Source organism: Duganella guangzhouensis (genome assembly GCF_009674535.1).
Lineage (GTDB): Bacteria > Pseudomonadota > Gammaproteobacteria > Burkholderiales > Burkholderiaceae_D > Rugamonas > Rugamonas guangzhouensis.
The window spans coordinates 529,028-546,388 of sequence record NZ_WKJK01000002.1 but is presented as its reverse complement, the minus strand read 5'-3'; the positions used below and the strand labels follow the sequence as shown (position 1 = coordinate 546,388).

Below are 17,361 nucleotides of genomic sequence, written 5' to 3'. Positions count from 1 at the left end.
CGAGACCGTGATCGCTCAGAACCGGTTCCAATTATTGCGCCGGTGTTCGCTGGCTTCCAGCATCAGATGACCTGCGCGCTGCCTGTCCTGTTGGGAGTTGCCTTGTTGTAGTTGCAGTGCCAGTTCCTGTAGCGCGGGCGGATATTCGTGCTCGGCCGCCTCTTCCAGCAGCGCACGCGCCTTGACCGGGTCTTGCTCGCGGTAGTCGTTGGACAGCAGGAACATCGCATGCGCATTGCCCAGATCGCTGGCCACGGTCAGCCAGTGCGTGGCCTGCGGCTCGTCGCGCGCGACGCCATTGCCGTTTTTGTACAGCAGGCCCAACGCCAGCGCCGCCTTGGCGTGCTGCTGCTGGGCCGCCTGGGCATACCACGGCGCGGCGGCGGCCGGCAGACCCGGTACGCCGGGCGCGCCGGCGCGCAGCATTTCGCCCAGCTGGAACGCGGCTTCGCTGTCGCCGCCGCGCGCCGCCTGTTCGAACAGCTTGAAGGCGTCGGCGCGTTGCTTGGGCCGGCTTTGGTAGAGCAGGGCCAGCTCGCGCTGCGCCACCGGCAGGCTTTGCGCCGCCCACGCCATCAGCTTGCGCTCGGCATGGGCGTCGGCTTCCTGCTTGGCTTTCATGCCGATCACTTCGATCTGCGCCGTGGTTGGCGCTTCACGCTGGATCTGGCAACCGAACAGGAAGACCGAGGTCAGCACGGCAATCAGGGCGGCGCCCGGGTAATGATGCGGACGCATGTTATTTGCTCAGGTCGATGCTGTATTTGCCGAAACCGCTGGCGTCCAGGCTGCCTTCGGACGCCACCGCCGTGATGCCGCTGGCCTGCGCCAGTGCCAGATGGCCCGGCGCCGAACGCAGGATCACCGGACCGGCGGTGGTGGTTTTGACGAAGCTCCAGCTGCGCGCGCTGCCATTGCTGGCCAGCGTGACCTTGCCGGTGGCTGTGCCCTGCGCGCTCAGGTAGCTGCTGACCACGGCCTGGTTGGCGTCCGGCGATTTGATGATGGTCTTGCTGCCGTCAATGCCCGGCACCGCGCCACCGCCACCGGCACGGTAGTCGTTGGTGGCGACGATGAAGTCGTCCGTGTCCGCTACCGCCTTGCCGTTGTACATCAGGTTGACGATGCGGCTGCCGGCCGCCTTGGTGACGTCGATCTGGTAGGTCAGCGCGTTGTTCTCGGCATAGAACACGTCGTAGTTGTAGATGGTGCTGTAGGACGGCACCAGATCCTGCTCGCTGGTCTTGGTCGGATCGATCTGGCCGAACTGTTTGGCCGAGGCTTCCAGCCAGTTCTTCAGGTCGCTACCCTTGATTTTCACCGCCTGCAGGTTGTTGTTGGAGTACAGATAGAGATCGCCCGGATTGCGCACCTGCAGGCCGATCGGCGCCGCCGTGCTGGCGCCCGGCGCCACATCGGTGAAGTCGGTCGGGCCGTTGCGGCCGGCCTTGAACGGCGCGCTGCACGAGATCACCGGAATGCTCTTGTAGCTGGCGATGGTGGCGTCGGTGCTGGTGGCGATGAAGTTCTTCACATACGCCAGTTGCGCCTGGTTCACCAGCTGGATCGCGCTGACGTCGCCGACCAGCGCGAAGTAGGACGACATCTCGAAATCGGTGGTTACGCCCAGCGGCTGCTTGGCGTAGGCGATGGTGGCGGCATGTTCGGTGGCGACCAGCGGCGCGATGCTGCTGTCGGCGGCGATGTTGGTGGTGCCGTCGGTGTACTTGAAGCCGCGCGATTCGACCGTGGTCTTGCCGGTCTGGACCACCCATTTGCCGCTGGTGTAGGCCAGCGTCAGTTTGATGATGCCGAGGCGACGGCCCCAGCTCTGCGCCATCACGGTCGGCACGCCGTTGACGAAGCCGTTGATGGCGTCGATGTTGGCGCTGCTCGGGAAGGCGGCAAACGAGGCGTCCAGCGCGGCCGCGCCGGTCTCTTTGCCTTTCGGGAAGATCAGGTGCGAGTGGCCGATCAGCAGTGCGTCAATGCCGGTGCTGGTCAGGTGGTAGGAGCCGTTTTCCATTTTCGGGCTGTAGGTGCTCGGGTCCAGGCCGCCGTGCGACAGCGCCACCACCAGGTCGGCGCCCTTGCTGCGCAGCTCGGGCACGTATTGCTTGGCCGCCTCTTGTACGCCGGTGATGGCAACCTTTCCAGCCAGGTTCTTTTGATCCCATTCCAGGATTTGTGGCGGCACAAAGCTCATGATGCCGATATTGATTTTCACGTCCAGCTTGCTGCCGTCCGGCTTCAGCGCCGAGAAGGTTTTCGGCAGCAGCGTGTACGGCTGCACGATCGGCTTGCCGCTGGACACGCCGGTGACGTTGCTCAGCACCAGCGGGAAGGTCGGCGCGCCGCAGGTGCCGCTGGGCTTGCTCACGCCGGGAATGCCGAAGTCGGTGTTGGTGACCTGGCTCAGGAACGGCAGGCCGTAGTTGAATTCGTGGTTGCCGAAGCCGCCGCCGTCAAATTGCAGTGCGTTCATCACCTTGTGCACGGCCAGCGTTTCGCTGCAGGCGATTGGCTTGGTGACGGCTTGCAGGTCGCCCAGCAGCGTGCCCTGGATGGTGTCGCCGTCGTCCAGCAGCACATTGTTGGGATTCTCGGCGCGCGCGGCTTTGACCAGCGTGGCGGTGCGTTCCAGGCCCAGGCTGGTGTCCTCGGCCAGCGAGTAGTAGTTGTAGCTCATCACGTTGGCGTGGATGTCGGTGGTTTCCAACAGCGCCAGGGTGACGGTGGTGCCTTCCGGGATCGCCGGCGTGGCGGTGGTGGGCGCATTATCGGCGCCGCATGCGGCGAGACCGGCCGCGGTCAGGGCGGCTGGTATCAGCAAATGGAGTTTCATCGCAACCTCGAAGAAAAATTCAAGATTGCAACTTTATATACTTATCGTGACAACACTATGACATGGATCAATACGCCCAGAAAGGCCCCGCCTTGCTGGCCACGGTAGTGTCTTCCATCACCACAAACACCTTGCGGCCGTAGAAGAATGGCAGCCCCCAGTCGAAATAACTGCTGGACGAAGACGAGCTGCCGACCGTGCCGCCGACCTGGGCCGCGTTGATGGTCGAGGCCAGCGCCACCAGGTTGACCACGTTGAAGCTGACCGTGCCCGAGGCGCTGCCGTCCGAGGCGGCGTTGGTGGCGCTCAGCGACAGCGTCGAGGCCGGGCAGTAGAAGTCGCCTCCCGAGCATTTCTGAATCGTGCTGTCGGTGAAGAAGTAGCCGTTGGAGCCGCTGTCGATGAAGCTGGCGGTGTAGGTCTTGCCCTTGTAGGTGGTACTGAAATCGCCGCTGCTGTTGGCCTTGTAGATGGTCTCGCTGCTGATGGTGTTGTTGTTCTGGGTGTTGACGCCGAAATACAGCGTGCCACTGACCGAGGTCAGGCCGGCCGTGCCCACGGCCGGTATCGAAATCATCACGCCGTTGTTGTTGGTGCTGAACGAGCTGACCGGGTTGCTGATCTGCTTGGCCAGCGGCATCGCGCTGGCCGTGCAGCTGCCGCTGGCGCACGCATAGTAGGTGCCGCTGACGGCGCTGCTGGCGCAGCTGCTGCCGCAATCCTGGGTGAACATGCCGACGCCAAGGATGCCCTTGGCGCCGATCGCCGACAGGGTGCCGATGTTGCTGCCGGCGCTGCTGCAGGTGGATGGCGTGCTGCTGTAGGCGCTGCCGGTGTCGCCGATCACCTGAATCGAGATGCTGGACGCGACTTCATCGGCCATCTTGACGTCGGCCTGGCGCACCGCGCCCCAGGTGTAGCCGCTGACGAATTTGCCGCATTCGCCGGCCGCCGCGCCGCTGGCGGTGGTCACGGCGGGCAGGGCCAGCGTCGAGCTGAGCTGGCTGGCCAGTAGGCGCAGGCCGTAGGAGCCGGTATCTAGCAGCACGTGGTCGATGGTCTGGCAGGTGGTGGTGCCGGGCACGCACACGGTCACGCTGACATAGGGCACGTTGATGACGCCGCTGACGCCGCTCGGGCCGCTGTCGACGGTGACTGTGACGCTGTTGCTGAGCGCGCTGGTGACGCTGAGCGCGGCGCTGCCACTGGCGGTGCCGCCATCGCCGGTGCACGACAGGCTGTAGGTGAAATCGCCGGCCGCAGTCGGCGTGACGGTGACTGAACCGGAGGTATCCTTGCTGCCGCTCCAGTCGCCGCTGGCGGTGCAACTGGTGGCGTTGGCCGAGGACCAGCTCAGCGTGGTGGTCTGGGCGGTGGTGATGCTGGCCGACGACAGGCTCAGCGTCACGGTCGGCGTCGGTGGCGGCGTGCTGACGGTGACCACGGCGGTGTTGCTGACGCTGCCGCAGGTCAGGGTGTAATTGGCTGTGCCGGCATCGCCGGCGGTGACGTTTTGCGAGCCGCTGGTGGCTACGCTGCCAGTCCAGGCGCCGGAGGCGGTGCAGCTGCTGCCGCTGTAATTGCTGACGCTCCAGGTCAGCGTGATGACCTGGCCGGTGGTGGTGGCGGTGGGCGAGGCGCTGATGCTGATCACCGGCGTGGCGCTGCTGGCCGATTCCATGCTGGCGGTACTGCCGCTGCTCGACGATGAGCCGCTACCGCCGCCGCACGCTGCCAATGCCAGGCACAGCAGGGCGCCGGCCAGGTGGAGATATTTCATGCGGGCATCCTGTTATTCGATGGTGGTGGTGTCAAAGCCGACCGGCAGCGCGCTGGGGATCCAGGCGTGGCCGGCAAACGCGCGCATATGGCCGTTGGAGACGATGACCACGTCCGATTGTTCGACCGCCAGCTGCGAGTGGCCGGCTTTGGGGCGTTTTTCAGCGGTGCTGGTCATGACGGTAAATTTGTCGCCAAGCAGGGTGCGCAGGTCGGGCAGGGTGGGGCCGCTCCAGCTGACGGCAAACACCACGCCGCTGGCGTCGACGTATTCGCGCACGATGGTGCCGCTGTCCAGCGTCGACTGGCTGACGGTGTAGACAGAGGTGCTGTCGCTGCTGGCGGCGGCCGCCAGACTGCGCGCGGTGAGTTTGGTTTGTTTGGTGTCGCTGAATTCCGACGGGGTGCTGCCCAGCGCCGCCCAGGCTAATGCGCCTTGCAGCAGGGACAGGAAGATCATCAGGGTGAATGCGCGGCGCATAGAACACTCCATTGCCGGAAATTAAGACAAGGGCAGTGTAGATCCATCCCGCGTTGAGTTAAGTTAGCGAGATGTAAGCAATCGTTACGGTTTGGGCGCGGGCGCGGCGACCGGTGGTTGCGCCGATGTATAGATGACGATCGGCGGCTGTGCCGGCGCCTTCGGGGTTGCATTGTTTAATACAAAGGTGATGACCGTAATTCCTGTGGCGCCCAGCGCTATGGCGATGCCGACCATCCATTTAATGATCTCGGCAAAGCCTTTGTGCATTTCAACTTGTAAGGCACTCACGTTGGCGGCGGTCTGTTCCAGGCGTGACTCTATCTTCACCAGTCTGTCTCTGGTTTCCGTGGCGAAGTCTTCGAGCTTTTCGACTCTGGCTTCCATCGGTGTACAGTACGCCGCTATCACCGCCTGCGCTTGACGTGAATCAAAGCGCAGGCGGCGTGTTGCTTAGAACTTCACATACAGGCGTCCGAAGTAGGAAGCGCCATTCAAGCCAAATTGTACCGACTCGTATTTGAATCCGTTGTCCGTTTCATCCGGATTCTGCACGGTAGGCTTGACGTTGAAAATGTTGTTCCCGCCAAAGGTGAACTTCATGTTCTTGTTGATGGTGTACGTAAAGCTCAGGTCAGCCGAGGTCTTTGACTCGTAGTGCTGGTTCGGCACACCGGCGGCGGTTCCGCTGTAGGTGCCCAGCGTCTGCGGACCGAAGTGAATAATTTTCAAGTCGGTTTCCCACGCGCTGTGGGTGTAGTCGAAGCCCAGCGTGGCCTTGGAGCGCGGCGCGCCCTGTTCGATGTACAAACGCTCTTTCTCCGACAGCAGCACGTCCTCGTAACCCTTCAGCGAGGCCGGCGCATGGATGCCGGTCACTTCGGTCTTGCTGACGTTCATCGCCAGGAAGGTGGTCAGCTTGTCGGCGCCAAAGCTGGTCTTGTGCGAAGCGGTCAGGTCCAGGCCCTGGGTTTTGGTGTCCACCGAGTTGACGAAGAATTGCGCCTGGCCCACGCCCAATGTCGCCAGCTTGGCGGCCAGGTCCGGGTAGTTGCTGTCGTCAAAGCGGCCGGACAGCACGATGCGGTCCTTGATCTTGATCTGGTACAGGTCGGCGGTGACGGAGACGGCCTGGGTCGGGGTCCAGGTCGCGCCCAGCGTGAAGCTGGTGGATTTCTCTTCTTTCAGTTTGGGAATACCGGCCAGGTTGGTAACCGCGCTGTTGTTCGGCGCCAGCACCACGTCGGTCGGCACGCCGCCGATGAAGTCGGTGAAGGTGGACGAGAAATACATCTGCTGCAGCGATGGCGCGCGGAAGCCGGTCGAGGCCGAACCGCGCAGCAGCACCGTCGGCGCCACGCGCCAGCTGCCGGCCAGCTTGCCGGTGGTGGTGGAGCCGAAGTCGCTGTACTTCTCGTAGCGTAAGGCGGTCTGGGCCTTGATGGTCGGCGTCAGGTCGGCTTCCAGATCGATGTAGGCGGCGATGCTGTGGCGATTGGCGTTGACCTGGTCGGCTGGCTGGAAGCCGGGGAAGCCCTGGCTGCCGGCATTGCCGCCGATACCCACGCCATCGGCGTCGATATAGGAACCGGCTTCACCGGCGTAGATCTTGTAATTCTCGTGACGGTATTCGCCGCCGAACGCCACGTTCAGGCCGCCGGCGCCGAACACGCCGTCGAAGTAGCGGTTGAAATCGAGGTTGGTGGTCAGCTGCTCGAAGGCAAAGCCGCCGGCGTTGAAGTGGCTGGCGCTGACGCCCTTGCCGCCGTTCAGCAGATCCTGGTTGGCGATCGACGCATTCAGCGTGTTGCTGATGTCGTAGATCATCTTGTTGTAGCCGTAGGTCTGCGACAAGTCCATATTCCACTCGCCCAGCTGGTTGCGGTGGCCGAGGATGGCGTAGCGGTCGTCGATCTGGGCGTTGATGAAGGGCACGAAGCCGTTCGGGTACATGGCGGCCGAGTTGCGCGACGGGATATCGTCGCTGCCGACACCGCCACGCGCCCAGGCGCCGGACGAGGCGTCGCGGCTTTGCGCGCCGGCCGTGAAGTACAGGCGGCCAGTGCCGACGGTCGGCAGTTCGCCGTTCAGGTAGATGGTCTGGTTTTCGGTCTTGGAGTCGCCGATGGTGCGCAGGCTGCCGGCGTCGGCGCGGTTGGAGCGGCCACGGTCCAGGTATTCGCCGGTCACGCCCAGCACGCCGCCGTTGCCGATCTCAAAGCCGCAGTAGGCCGAGGCCAGGTAATTCTTGCCGTCGCCCTTGCTGTACTGGCTGTAGCCGGTGACCGCTTCGCAGCCCTTGGATTTTTTCAGGCCGATGTCCATCACGCCGGCAATCGCGTCCGAGCCGTACTGGGCGGCGGCGCCATCGCGCAGTATCTGCACGTCCTTGATCGCCAGCATCGGGATGGCGTTCATGTCGGTGCCGGTGTTGCCGCGGTTGCGCGCGCCGAACAGGTTGACCAGCGCGGTGGTGTGGCGGCGCTTGCCGTTCACCAGCACCAGGGTCTGGTCGGAGCCGAGGCCGCGCAGCGCGGCCGAATCGACCAGATCGGCGCCGTCGGAGCCGGTCTGGCGGGTCGAGTTGAACGAGGGGGAAATATAGGTCAGCGTTTGCGCCAGATCGAACTGGCCGCCTTGTTCGCCGGCCTTGGACAGCGGAATCACGTCCACCGGCACCACAGTGTCGGTGGCGGAACTGGTGGCGCGGCGCGAGCCGACGATGCTGACCGATTGCATGTCGGACTGAGCGTAGACGTCCGACGCGATGGTCAGCGCGCCGGTGCCGTACAGGGCGAGCAGGACAGCTTTATTGAGTTTTTTTGTTTTGAACATGAATCTCTCCCGTGGAATGTGGGATCGATTCTATTCAAATAACTCATATAGACAGGTGAAAATGTAGCAATTTTCCGTTTGAACATTATTTTGTGTTGTATGCGCGCGCCACCTCTGTGATCCCCTTACGTAGCACTACGCAGCTCGGTTTTTCCACTTATTAAAATAGTTTCGTCGCCGTGCACGGCGCGCAGCAGGCAATTGCTCTGGTGTAACACTACATCGGCTTGCAGATGGACCGCGAGGGCGCCGGCGGCGACGCCGGTGGCGCCATCTTCAGCGGCCGGATCGAGGTGATTGAAGTTGCGGCCAGCCAGCGCGCCATCCGACCGCCGACACCAGGCGTAGACACCGCTGACGCCATGCTGCCGGCCCCAGTCGGCAATCCGCGCCAGGTCGGGCGTGAGCGCCAGCAGGGTGGCGCTGTCGGCCACCTCCAGCAGCAGCTTGGGGCTGCCGACCGAGGCGATGGTCGGGGCCGACGCCAGCGCGATGCCGGGCGCCGCCAGCAACTGCCCCGGCAGTTCCGGCGCGATCACCACTGCGGGCACGGCCTGCGGCGACAGCGCGATAAACACCTCGCCATCCTTCAGCAGCAGGCGCAGCGGCTGGTCGCGCATGGCGGTGCGCACCGTCAGCTCCGGCCGCTGCTGCGACATCAAAACCCGCGCCGCCGCCAGCGTCGCGTGCAGGCACAGCGGGCTACGCGTATGCGGATAAAAATAATCCAGCACGATAGCGCCATCTTCCGCCGCGTCGATGAACACGCAGGCCGGGCGGCCTTGCTCACGCGCGAATCGCTGGCGCTGCTCGGCGCTGGACTGGTCTTGCTGAATGACGAGAGCGGCGTTGCCGCCACCCGCCGCAGTGCCGAAGCAGAGGAGTTCGTGTACGACGCGCATTTACTGTTCCAAATCAAAAAAGAAGTACTTAAATCTTGCCACGATTTGCCGATGCGAACAGATGATATGGCAAATCCATGCCGCAAGATTCCGCAGTGGATATTTTGCTTGCTTTCGATGGCTCAATTCTGGAGCAGGGGGATGGTTACTGGATCAAGATGGAAGCGAAGCTAGTCGATATTTCGAAAGCCGTGCCGCACGGCATACGTTATTCATTGACGCTACATGATCCATCTGGAGGGCGCATACTTGGCTTTGCGGACGTATACCGGAGACTGGGAGGAGTGTGAAGGATGAAGCCAATTGTTATTGGCGTTATGTCGCCGGAGCGGATACGCGAACGAATTGCTGCCATCGTTCGTGGCGCGGTCAAACTTGAGCCGAACGAACCCAAAATATGGTTTGCGTCGATGCAGTCTCTTGCAGAAGTGCTGAGCGATGACAACCGTGCTTTGCTGCGGATTATTTCGGAAAGCCAGCCCTGCTCCATTTCGGCCTTGGCCGAGACTACCGGCCAGGAGCCGGCCGAACTGGCCCGCATTTTACGGGGAATGTCCAAATACGGCATTGTTGAGTTGAAGCGCGAGCGGAATCGCATTCGTCCGGTGGTCAAAGCGGTGGAATTTCACATCGTCGCACCTTGAGTTAGAATACTGTATAAAAACACAGTATTCGTATGAGCACGCTATTGCCCACCTTGGGACTGCCGGCCTATGCCGAGCTGTTCTGTTTATCCAATTTTTCCTTTCTGCAGGGGGCGTCCCGGGCGGAGGAGTTGGTGGCGCGCGCCGTGCAGCTGGACTATGCGGCGCTGGCGATTACCGATGAGTGCTCGCTGGCGGGCGTAGTGCGTGCTCACGCCGCAGCCAAGGAGCTGGCGCTGCCGCTGATTATCGGCAGTTATTTTCAACTGAAGCATCCGGATGGCAGTCCGGCGCTGTCGTTGGTCGCGCTGGCCACCAACCGGAATGGCTACGGCAATCTGTGCGAGTTGATCACGATCGGCCGCAATCGCGTGGCCAAGGGCAGTTATTTGCTGACGCTGGACGACCTGGCGGCGCCGCCGCAGCAGTTTGCGCATCTCAAAGGCTTGCCGGATTGTCTGCTGATTTTGCTGCCGCACTATCCCTCGCACACGGCGGCCGACGTCGACCGGCTGCACGTGCAGGCGGCGTGGATGGAAGCGACTTTCCCCGGCCGCGCCTGGATGGGGCTGAACCTGCTGCAACGCGCCTTCGACGAGGCGCACCGGCTCAGCATTGCCGAGGTGGCGTCGCAGCATCAGATGGCGGTGGTGGCGGTGGGACACGTTTGCATGCATGTGCGTTCGCGCAAGCCCTTGCAGGATACGATGACCGCCATCAGCGTCGGCAAGCCGGTGGGCGAGTGTGGTTACGCACTGGCGCAGAACGCCGAGCAGCATTTGCGATCAAAGGTACGCCTGGCCAACATCTATCCCCGTGCCGTGCTGATCGAAACGACACGCATTGCGGAGCTGTGCACGTTCAACCTGCAAGAACTGCGCTACGAATACCCGCATGAGCTGATCCCGCCTAGTCACACGCCGGCCAGCTATCTGCGGCAGGAAGTTGAGGCGGGGATGGCGCGCCGCTGGCCGCAAGGCGCTTCGCAAAAGGTACGCGATCAGGTAGAGATGGAGCTGACACTGATCGCGGAGCTGAAATACGAAGCCTATTTCCTGACGGTGTACGACATCGTCGCCTACGCCCGCGCGCAAGGCATTCTTTGTCAGGGCCGGGGCTCGGCCGCCAACTCGGCGGTGTGCTATTGCCTGGGCGTGACGGCGGTCGATCCGGATCGCGGTAATTTGCTGATGGGACGTTTTATCTCCCGCGAGCGTAACGAGCCGCCCGATATCGATGTGGACTTCGAGCACCAGCGGCGCGAAGAAGTGATCCAGTACATCTACCAGAAGTATGGCCGTGACCGTGCCGCGCTGGCGGCAGTGGTCATCAGCTATCGGCCCAAGAGCGCCTTGCGCGATAGCGGTAAAGCGGTAGGGGTGGACTTGGCGATTATTGAGAAGGTCTGTAAATCGCAGCGCTGGTTCGACAGCAAGCATGATTTGCTGGGGCGGTTGGCCGAGTGCGGACTCGATCCGGAGTCGCTCATTGCTCAGCAATGGGCGGCGCTGGCCTTTGCGCTGTTGGGCTATCCGCGTCATTTGTCCCAGCATCCGGGCGGCTTCGTCATCTCGCACGAGAAGTTGACGCGGCTGGTGCCGGTCGAGGCCGCCACCATGGAAGATCGCTACGTGATCCAGTGGGACAAGGACGATCTCGAAGAGCTGGGCCTGATGAAGGTGGATGTGCTGGCGCTGGGCATGCTGTCGGCGCTGCGGCGCGCACTCGATCTGTTGAGCGCGCAGCGCGGTCAGCCGTTCGCCCTGCAGGACATCCCGGCCGAAGATTGCGCCACTTACGACATGATCTGCGAGGCGGACACCATCGGCGTGTTCCAGATCGAATCGCGTGCTCAGATGAGCATGCTGCCACGCCTGCGGCCGAGGAGGTTTTACGATCTGGTGGTGGAGGTGGCGATCGTGCGGCCAGGACCGATACAGGGCGGCATGGTGCATCCATATCTGCAGCGGCGCATGGGGCTGCAGACGGTGAACTGCCCGAAAGGTCTGGAAGTCGCGCTGGAGCGCACGCTGGGCGTGCCGATCTTTCAGGAACAGGTGATGCAGATCGCTATGCTCGCGGCCGGCTTCAGCGAAGGCAAGGCGGATGAATTGCGGCGTGCCATGGCGGCCTGGAAGCGCAAGGGCGGGATCGGAAAATACGAGCAAGACATCAAGAATGGCATGAAGGAGCGCGGCTATGAGGACGAGTTTGCGGAAGCGATCTGCAAGCAGATTCAGGGCTTCGGCGAATACGGTTTCCCCGAGTCGCACTCGGCCAGCTTTGCGCTGCTCAGCTATGCCAGCTCGTGGATCAAGTACCACGAGCCGGCGGCCTTTTTGTGCGCGCTGCTGAACAGTCAGCCGATGGGCTTCTACAGTCCGTCGCAACTGGTGCAGGACGCCAGGCGGCATGAGGTTGTGGTGCGCGAGATTGATGTCACCATCAGTGGCTGGGAATCGTCGCTGGAAGAACCAGCCGGCCGGCGCGGTCAGCCGGCGGTGCGGCTGGGGCTGAACATGTTGAAGGGCATGGGCGCCGAGGCCGCCGAGCGCATCGAACAGGCGCGCGCGCAGCGGCCGTTCGCCAGCGTGGCCGATCTGGCCCGCCGCGCCGATCTGAATCGCCACGACCTGCACGTGCTGGCCGGCGGCGACGCGCTGCGCGGCCTGTCCGGCCACCGCCGCGCCGCGCTGTGGGACGCGGTCGGCGCGGTGCCGGACAAGGATCTGCTGCGCCCCACCATGCCGGACGAGGAGACACCAGCGCTGGATGCGCCCAGCGAAGGCGAAGACATCCTCGGCGATTACCGCTCGCACGGCCTGACGCTGCGCCGCCACCCGCTGGCGCTGCTGCGCGCCACGTTGATGAAGCACCGCTTCATGCCGGCCGCCACGCTCAACACCTACACCAACAACATGGTGGCGCGCGCCTGCGGCATGGTCACGGTGCGGCAGCGTCCCGGCACCGCCAAGGGCGTGATCTTCATGACTTTGGAGGATGAAACCGGCAGCGTCAACGTCATCATCTGGCCGGCCTTGCTGGAGCAGCAGCGGCGCGAGGTGCTGAGCGCGCCGCTGCTGGGGGTGTATGGCGTGTGGCAGCAGCAGGGCATGGTGCGTCACCTGGTGGCCCATCGACTGGTCGACATGTCCCACTTGCTGGGACGGCTGCCGACCGTCAGCCGCGACTTCTGCTAATCAGCGACTGCGACGTCGCAAATGTACCGCCACCGTCGATTCGTGCCCATCTGCCCAACTGCTGAGCATGACGGGCATGCCATCCTGCAGCCGCGGCGTGCGGCGCAGGAAGTGTCGGTACAGCCAATGGGCCGCCAGACCGGCTACGCCGATCAGTACGAGGATGGCGGCCAGCATTATCTTGCTCCGGTGCCGACGCTGCCGCCGGTGCCGTAGTAGCTATGCACCTGGCTGGCCCAGGTTTGGTTGGCCATGTCCGGCCAGTCATCCTTGTCGAAGCCGGGCGCGGCCTCGATGCGCTCCTTGTCGAGGTTGAGCGTGAAGCGCTTGTTGACGGTGTCCAGCGTCAGCGCTTCCCACGGCACGGCGAACAGTTTTTCGCCGATGGTCAGCACGCCGCCGGAGGCCATCACCGCGTAGGCGATTTTGCCGGTGCGCATGTCGAGCATGATTTCCTTGATCTCGCCCAGGTGCTCGTTTTTGATGTTGTGGACATGGTCGCCAATCAGCGTGTCGGCCCCCATCAGCTCGGGGCCCGGGCCTTTATGACCGTTGTCGACATACATGCCATATTGATCACGATCTTCGTAGCTCATGACGAATCTCCTTTCATTAATGAGTTATCATTTTGTTCTTTTATGCAAGCGAGGTCTGTACGCTGATGCACAGGAAAGATGAAGAATCAGCCGTTTTAGGCTATAATTTCAATTTCCCGCATGTGCCGTTCGGCACCTTCCGCAATGACCAAATTTGTCTTCGTCACTGGCGGCGTCGTGTCTTCCCTGGGTAAAGGGATCGCCGCTGCTTCCCTCGCTGCGATCCTCGAATCGCGCGGCCTCAAAGTCACCATGCTCAAGCTGGATCCGTACATCAACGTCGATCCGGGCACGATGTCTCCAATGCAACACGGCGAAGTGTTCGTCACCGATGACGGCGCCGAGACCGACCTCGATCTCGGTCACTACGAGCGCTTCATCAGCACCCGCATGAAAAAGGTGAACAACTTCACCACCGGCCAGATCTACGATTCGGTGATCCGCAAGGAACGCCGTGGCGAGTACCTGGGCAAAACCGTGCAGGTGATCCCGCACATCACCAATGAAATCCAGGACTACATCCGTCGTGGCGCGGAAGGCTACGATGTGGCGCTGTGCGAAATCGGCGGCACCGTGGGCGATATCGAATCGCTGCCGTTCCTGGAAGCGGCGCGTCAGCTGAGCCTGCGCGCCGGCCGCAAGAACACCGCTTTCGTGCACCTGACCCTGGTGCCGTACATCGCCTCCGCCGGCGAACTGAAAACCAAGCCGACCCAGCACTCGGTACAGAAGCTGCGCGAAATCGGCATCTCGCCGAACGCGCTGCTGTGCCGCGCCGACCGCCGCATTCCGGATGACGAACGCGCCAAGATCTCGCTGTTCTCCAACATCGAAGAGCAGGCCGTGATTTCGGTGTGGGACGTCGACACCATCTACAAAGTGCCGCAAATGCTGCACGACCAAGGCCTGGACACCATCATCTGCGAGGCGCTGGACCTGAACCCGGCGCCGGCCGATCTGTCGGTCTGGACCAAGCTGATCTACACGCAAGAGCATCCGAAGCAGGAAGTTTCGATCGGCATGGTCGGCAAATACGTCGAACTGACCGAGTCGTACAAATCGCTGACCGAAGCGCTGCGTCACGCCGGCATCCACACCGAATCCAAGGTCAACATCGAGTACATCGACTCGGAAGAGATCGAAACCACCGGCTGCGCCAACCTGGCCAAGTACGACGCCATCCTGGTGCCGGGCGGCTTCGGCAAGCGCGGCGTGGAAGGCAAGATCCTGGCCGCCCAGTTCGCCCGTGAAAACAAGATTCCTTACCTCGGCATCTGCCTCGGCATGCAAGTGGCGCTGATCGAATACGCGCGCCACAAAGCCGGTCTGACCGACGCCAACTCGACCGAGTTCGATCTGGGCACGCCACAGCCAGTGGTCGCTCTGATCGACGAATGGCAAGGCCAGGACGGCAAGGTTGAAAAGCGCGACGAGAACTCCGACCTGGGCGGCACCATGCGTCTGGGCGCGCAAACCTGCGCCATCAAGCCGGGCACGCTGGCATCGGAAATCTACGGCGCGGTGGTGACCGAGCGTCACCGTCACCGCTACGAAGCCAACAACCACTACCTGCCACGCGTGGAAGCGGCTGGCCTGGTGGTGGCGGCGCGTACCCCGACCGAAGACCTGTGCGAAATCATGGAACTGCCACGCAGCGGCGACAATGCGCACCCATGGTATATGGGCGTGCAGTACCACCCTGAATTCAAATCGACCCCGCGTGACGGCCACCCGCTGTTCACGTCCTACATCAAGGCGGCGCTGGCCCACAAGGCGGCGGGCGCCGGTGAACTGCAAGGAGAGGCAGCATGAAACTGTGCGGATTCGACGTTGGCCTGGATAAACCGTTCTTCCTGATCTCGGGTAACTGCGTGGTGGAATCGCGCCAGATGGCCTTCGACACCGCCGGCACGCTGAAAGAGATCACCACCGAACTGGGCATCCCGTTCATCTTCAAGGCATCGTTCGACAAGGCCAACCGTTCGTCCGGCAAATCCTACCGCGGTCCAGGCCGCGAGCAGGGTCTGGAGATCCTGGCCGCCGTGAAAAGCGAGCTGCAAGTGCCGGTGCTGACCGACGTGCACAGCATCGAAGACATCGAAGTCGCTTCGAAAGTCGTCGATGTGCTGCAAACCCCGGCCTTCCTGTGCCGTCAGACCGATTTCATCATCGCCTGCGCGCAGTCCGGCCTGCCGGTCAATATCAAGAAGGGCCAGTTCCTGGCCCCGCACGATATGAAGAACGTGATCGACAAAGCCCGTGCCGCCGCCAAGGAAGCCGGTCTGCTGGAAGACAACTTCATGGCCTGCGAACGCGGCGCCTCGTTCGGCTACAACAACCTGGTGTCCGACATGCGCTCGCTGTCCATCCTGCGCGAAACCGGCGCACCAGTGGTGTTCGATGCGACCCACTCGGTGCAACTGCCGGGCGGTAACGGTACTTCCTCGGGCGGCATGCGCGAGATGGTGCCGGTGCTGTCGCGCGCGGCGGTGGCGGTCGGCGTCGACGGCCTGTTCATGGAAACCCATCCCAATCCCGCAGAGGCACTGTCGGACGGCCCCAACGCCGTACCGCTGGGCCGCATGAAGGATCTGCTGTCCGTTCTGATCGAGCTGGACCGCGTCACCAAAAAAGCTGGCTTCCTGGAGAACAGCTTCAACTAAAGCAGCCTGCCCGGTATGGAAAATTTAGCAAGCTTGTCCGTACCGGGTACAATTCCCGTTATTTTGTCCGCAACGCGCATCAGAACGCGTGGCGACGCCGCTTTGCCTAACTTTGGAGAATGACATGAGTGCTATTGTTGACATCATCGGCCGTGAAGTAATCGACTCGCGCGGCAATCCTACCGTCGAATGCGACGTGCTGCTGGAATCCGGTGTGATGGGCCGCGCGGCGGTACCGTCGGGCGCCTCGACCGGCTCGCGTGAAGCGATCGAACTGCGTGACGGCGATCCGAAACGCTACTTCGGCAAGGGCGTGCTGAAAGCCTGCGAAAACATCAACACCGAAATCTCGGAAGCCATCATGGGCCTGGACGCCAATGAGCAAGCGTTCCTGGACCGCACTCTGATCGATCTGGACGGCACCGAAAACAAGGCACGCCTGGGCGCCAACGCCATGCTGGCGGTGTCGATGGCCGTCGCCAAGGCCGCCGCTGAAGAAGCCGGCCTGCCACTGTACCGCTACTTCGGCGGTTCGGGCGCGATGCAACTGCCAGTGCCGATGATGAACGTGATCAACGGCGGCGCGCACGCCGACAACAACCTGGACATCCAGGAATTCATGATCATTCCAGTGGGCGCACCGTCGTTCAAGGAAGCCGTGCGTTATGGCGCGGAAGTGTTCCACACCCTGAAAAAGATCCTGCACAAGAAGGGTCTGAACACCGCCGTCGGCGATGAAGGCGGTTTCGCGCCATCGCTGGCCAATCACGAAGAAGCGATCAAGCTGATCATCCAGGCGATCGAAGAAGCCGGCTACGAGCCAGGCACCCAGATCGCCATCGGCCTGGATTGCGCCGCTTCCGAGTTCTACAAAGACGGCAAGTACGAGCTGGACGGTGAAGGCCTGAAACTGACCTCGACCGAGTTCACCAATCTGCTGGCGTCGTGGTGCGACAAGTACCCGATCATCTCGATCGAAGACGCGATGCACGAAGGCGACTGGGAAGGCTGGGCCATCCTGACCAAGGAACTGGGCCAGAAAGTCCAGCTGGTGGGCGACGACCTGTACGTCACCAACACCAAGATCCTGAAAGAAGGCATCCAGAAAGGCATCGCCAACTCGATCCTGATCAAGATCAACCAGATCGGCACCCTGACCGAGACCTTCGCCGCCATCGAAATGGCCAAGCGCGCCGGTTACACCGCCGTGATTTCGCACCGTTCGGGCGAAACCGAAGATTCGACCATCGCGGACATCGCGGTTGGCACCAACGCCCTGCAGATCAAAACCGGCTCGATGTCGCGTTCGGACCGCATGGCCAAGTACAACCAGCTGCTGCGTATCGAAGAAGATCTGGGCGACATCGCTTCCTACCCAGGCCGCGACGCGTTCTATAATCTGAAGTAATTAAGCAA

15 protein-coding genes are annotated in these 17,361 nt (G+C 62.4%); 6 read left to right on the top strand and 9 right to left on the bottom strand.

From position 1 onward, the window contains the following. Positions 1 to 15: 15 nt before the first annotated feature. From GJ699_RS05665 to GJ699_RS05635, 7 genes are all read right to left on the bottom strand, one after another. The gene (locus GJ699_RS05665; RefSeq protein ID WP_154373924.1) at positions 16 to 738 is read right to left on the bottom strand and encodes a tetratricopeptide repeat protein; all 723 of its coding nucleotides are present in this window, start codon (positions 736 to 738) and stop codon (positions 16 to 18) included. Position 739: 1 nt separating this feature from the next. Continuing rightward, on the bottom strand, positions 740 to 2,845 hold the full coding sequence (locus tag GJ699_RS05660) for a bifunctional 2',3'-cyclic-nucleotide 2'-phosphodiesterase/3'-nucleotidase (protein ID WP_154373922.1): 2,106 nt from the start codon (positions 2,843 to 2,845) through the stop codon (positions 740 to 742). A gap of 67 nt (positions 2,846 to 2,912) precedes the next feature. Further along, complete coding sequence (locus tag GJ699_RS05655; protein ID WP_154373920.1) at positions 2,913 to 4,625, bottom strand: DUF3443 domain-containing protein; 1,713 nt, start codon at positions 4,623 to 4,625, stop codon at positions 2,913 to 2,915. Between the two features lie 12 nt (positions 4,626 to 4,637). Then, positions 4,638 to 5,105, bottom strand: coding sequence for a DUF2844 domain-containing protein (locus GJ699_RS05650; protein ID WP_154373918.1), 468 nt, complete (start codon positions 5,103 to 5,105; stop codon positions 4,638 to 4,640). 84 nt (positions 5,106 to 5,189) lie between these two features. Then, complete coding sequence (locus GJ699_RS05645) at positions 5,190 to 5,492, bottom strand: hypothetical protein (RefSeq protein ID WP_154373916.1); 303 nt, start codon at positions 5,490 to 5,492, stop codon at positions 5,190 to 5,192. 66 nt (positions 5,493 to 5,558) lie between these two features. Next, the gene (locus tag GJ699_RS05640) at positions 5,559 to 7,940 is read right to left on the bottom strand and encodes a TonB-dependent receptor plug domain-containing protein (protein ID WP_154373915.1); all 2,382 of its coding nucleotides are present in this window, start codon (positions 7,938 to 7,940) and stop codon (positions 5,559 to 5,561) included. A 125-nt stretch (positions 7,941 to 8,065) separates the two neighbouring features. After that, positions 8,066 to 8,842 carry a PhzF family phenazine biosynthesis protein gene (locus tag GJ699_RS05635; RefSeq protein ID WP_154373913.1) on the bottom strand — a complete coding sequence of 259 codons (777 nt, stop codon included), beginning with the start codon at positions 8,840 to 8,842 and terminating at the stop codon, positions 8,066 to 8,068. A 77-nt stretch (positions 8,843 to 8,919) separates the two neighbouring features. Between GJ699_RS05635 and GJ699_RS05630 the strand changes: the two genes are divergently transcribed. From GJ699_RS05630 to GJ699_RS05620, 3 genes are read left to right on the top strand one after another with little or no spacing between them, the layout of a single operon-like run. After that, positions 8,920 to 9,132 (top strand): hypothetical protein, encoded by a 213-nt coding sequence (locus GJ699_RS05630; protein ID WP_154373911.1) that lies wholly within the window; start codon positions 8,920 to 8,922, stop codon positions 9,130 to 9,132. Between the two features lie 3 nt (positions 9,133 to 9,135). Further along, positions 9,136 to 9,486, top strand: coding sequence for an HVO_A0114 family putative DNA-binding protein (locus GJ699_RS05625; RefSeq protein WP_154373909.1), 351 nt, complete (start codon positions 9,136 to 9,138; stop codon positions 9,484 to 9,486). Between the two features lie 32 nt (positions 9,487 to 9,518). Further along, positions 9,519 to 12,686, top strand: coding sequence for an error-prone DNA polymerase (locus tag GJ699_RS05620; RefSeq protein WP_154373907.1), 3,168 nt, complete (start codon positions 9,519 to 9,521; stop codon positions 12,684 to 12,686). On the opposite strand, the gene GJ699_RS05615 is transcribed toward GJ699_RS05620, so the two are convergent. After that, positions 12,687 to 12,863, bottom strand: coding sequence for a hypothetical protein (locus GJ699_RS05615; protein WP_154373905.1), 177 nt, complete (start codon positions 12,861 to 12,863; stop codon positions 12,687 to 12,689). Continuing rightward, positions 12,863 to 13,282: a PRC-barrel domain-containing protein gene (locus GJ699_RS05610; protein WP_154373903.1), complete on the bottom strand. Its 420-nt coding sequence runs from the start codon at positions 13,280 to 13,282 to the stop codon at positions 12,863 to 12,865. Before GJ699_RS05610 ends, GJ699_RS05615 begins: the two co-directional genes overlap by 1 nt. Positions 13,283 to 13,426: 144 nt before the next feature. Here GJ699_RS05610 and pyrG point away from each other — a divergent pair, with 144 nt between their 5' ends. From pyrG to eno, 3 genes are all read left to right on the top strand, one after another. Then, complete coding sequence (gene pyrG, locus GJ699_RS05605; RefSeq protein ID WP_154373901.1) at positions 13,427 to 15,094, top strand: CTP synthase; 1,668 nt, start codon at positions 13,427 to 13,429, stop codon at positions 15,092 to 15,094. Next, on the top strand, positions 15,091 to 15,945 hold the full coding sequence (gene kdsA / locus GJ699_RS05600) for a 3-deoxy-8-phosphooctulonate synthase (protein WP_154373899.1): 855 nt from the start codon (positions 15,091 to 15,093) through the stop codon (positions 15,943 to 15,945). The genes pyrG and kdsA overlap by 4 nt, the downstream gene beginning before the upstream one ends. Positions 15,946 to 16,069: 124 nt before the next feature. Continuing rightward, positions 16,070 to 17,353: a phosphopyruvate hydratase gene (gene eno / locus GJ699_RS05595; RefSeq protein ID WP_154373897.1), complete on the top strand. Its 1,284-nt coding sequence runs from the start codon at positions 16,070 to 16,072 to the stop codon at positions 17,351 to 17,353. Positions 17,354 to 17,361: the final 8 nt, after the last annotated feature.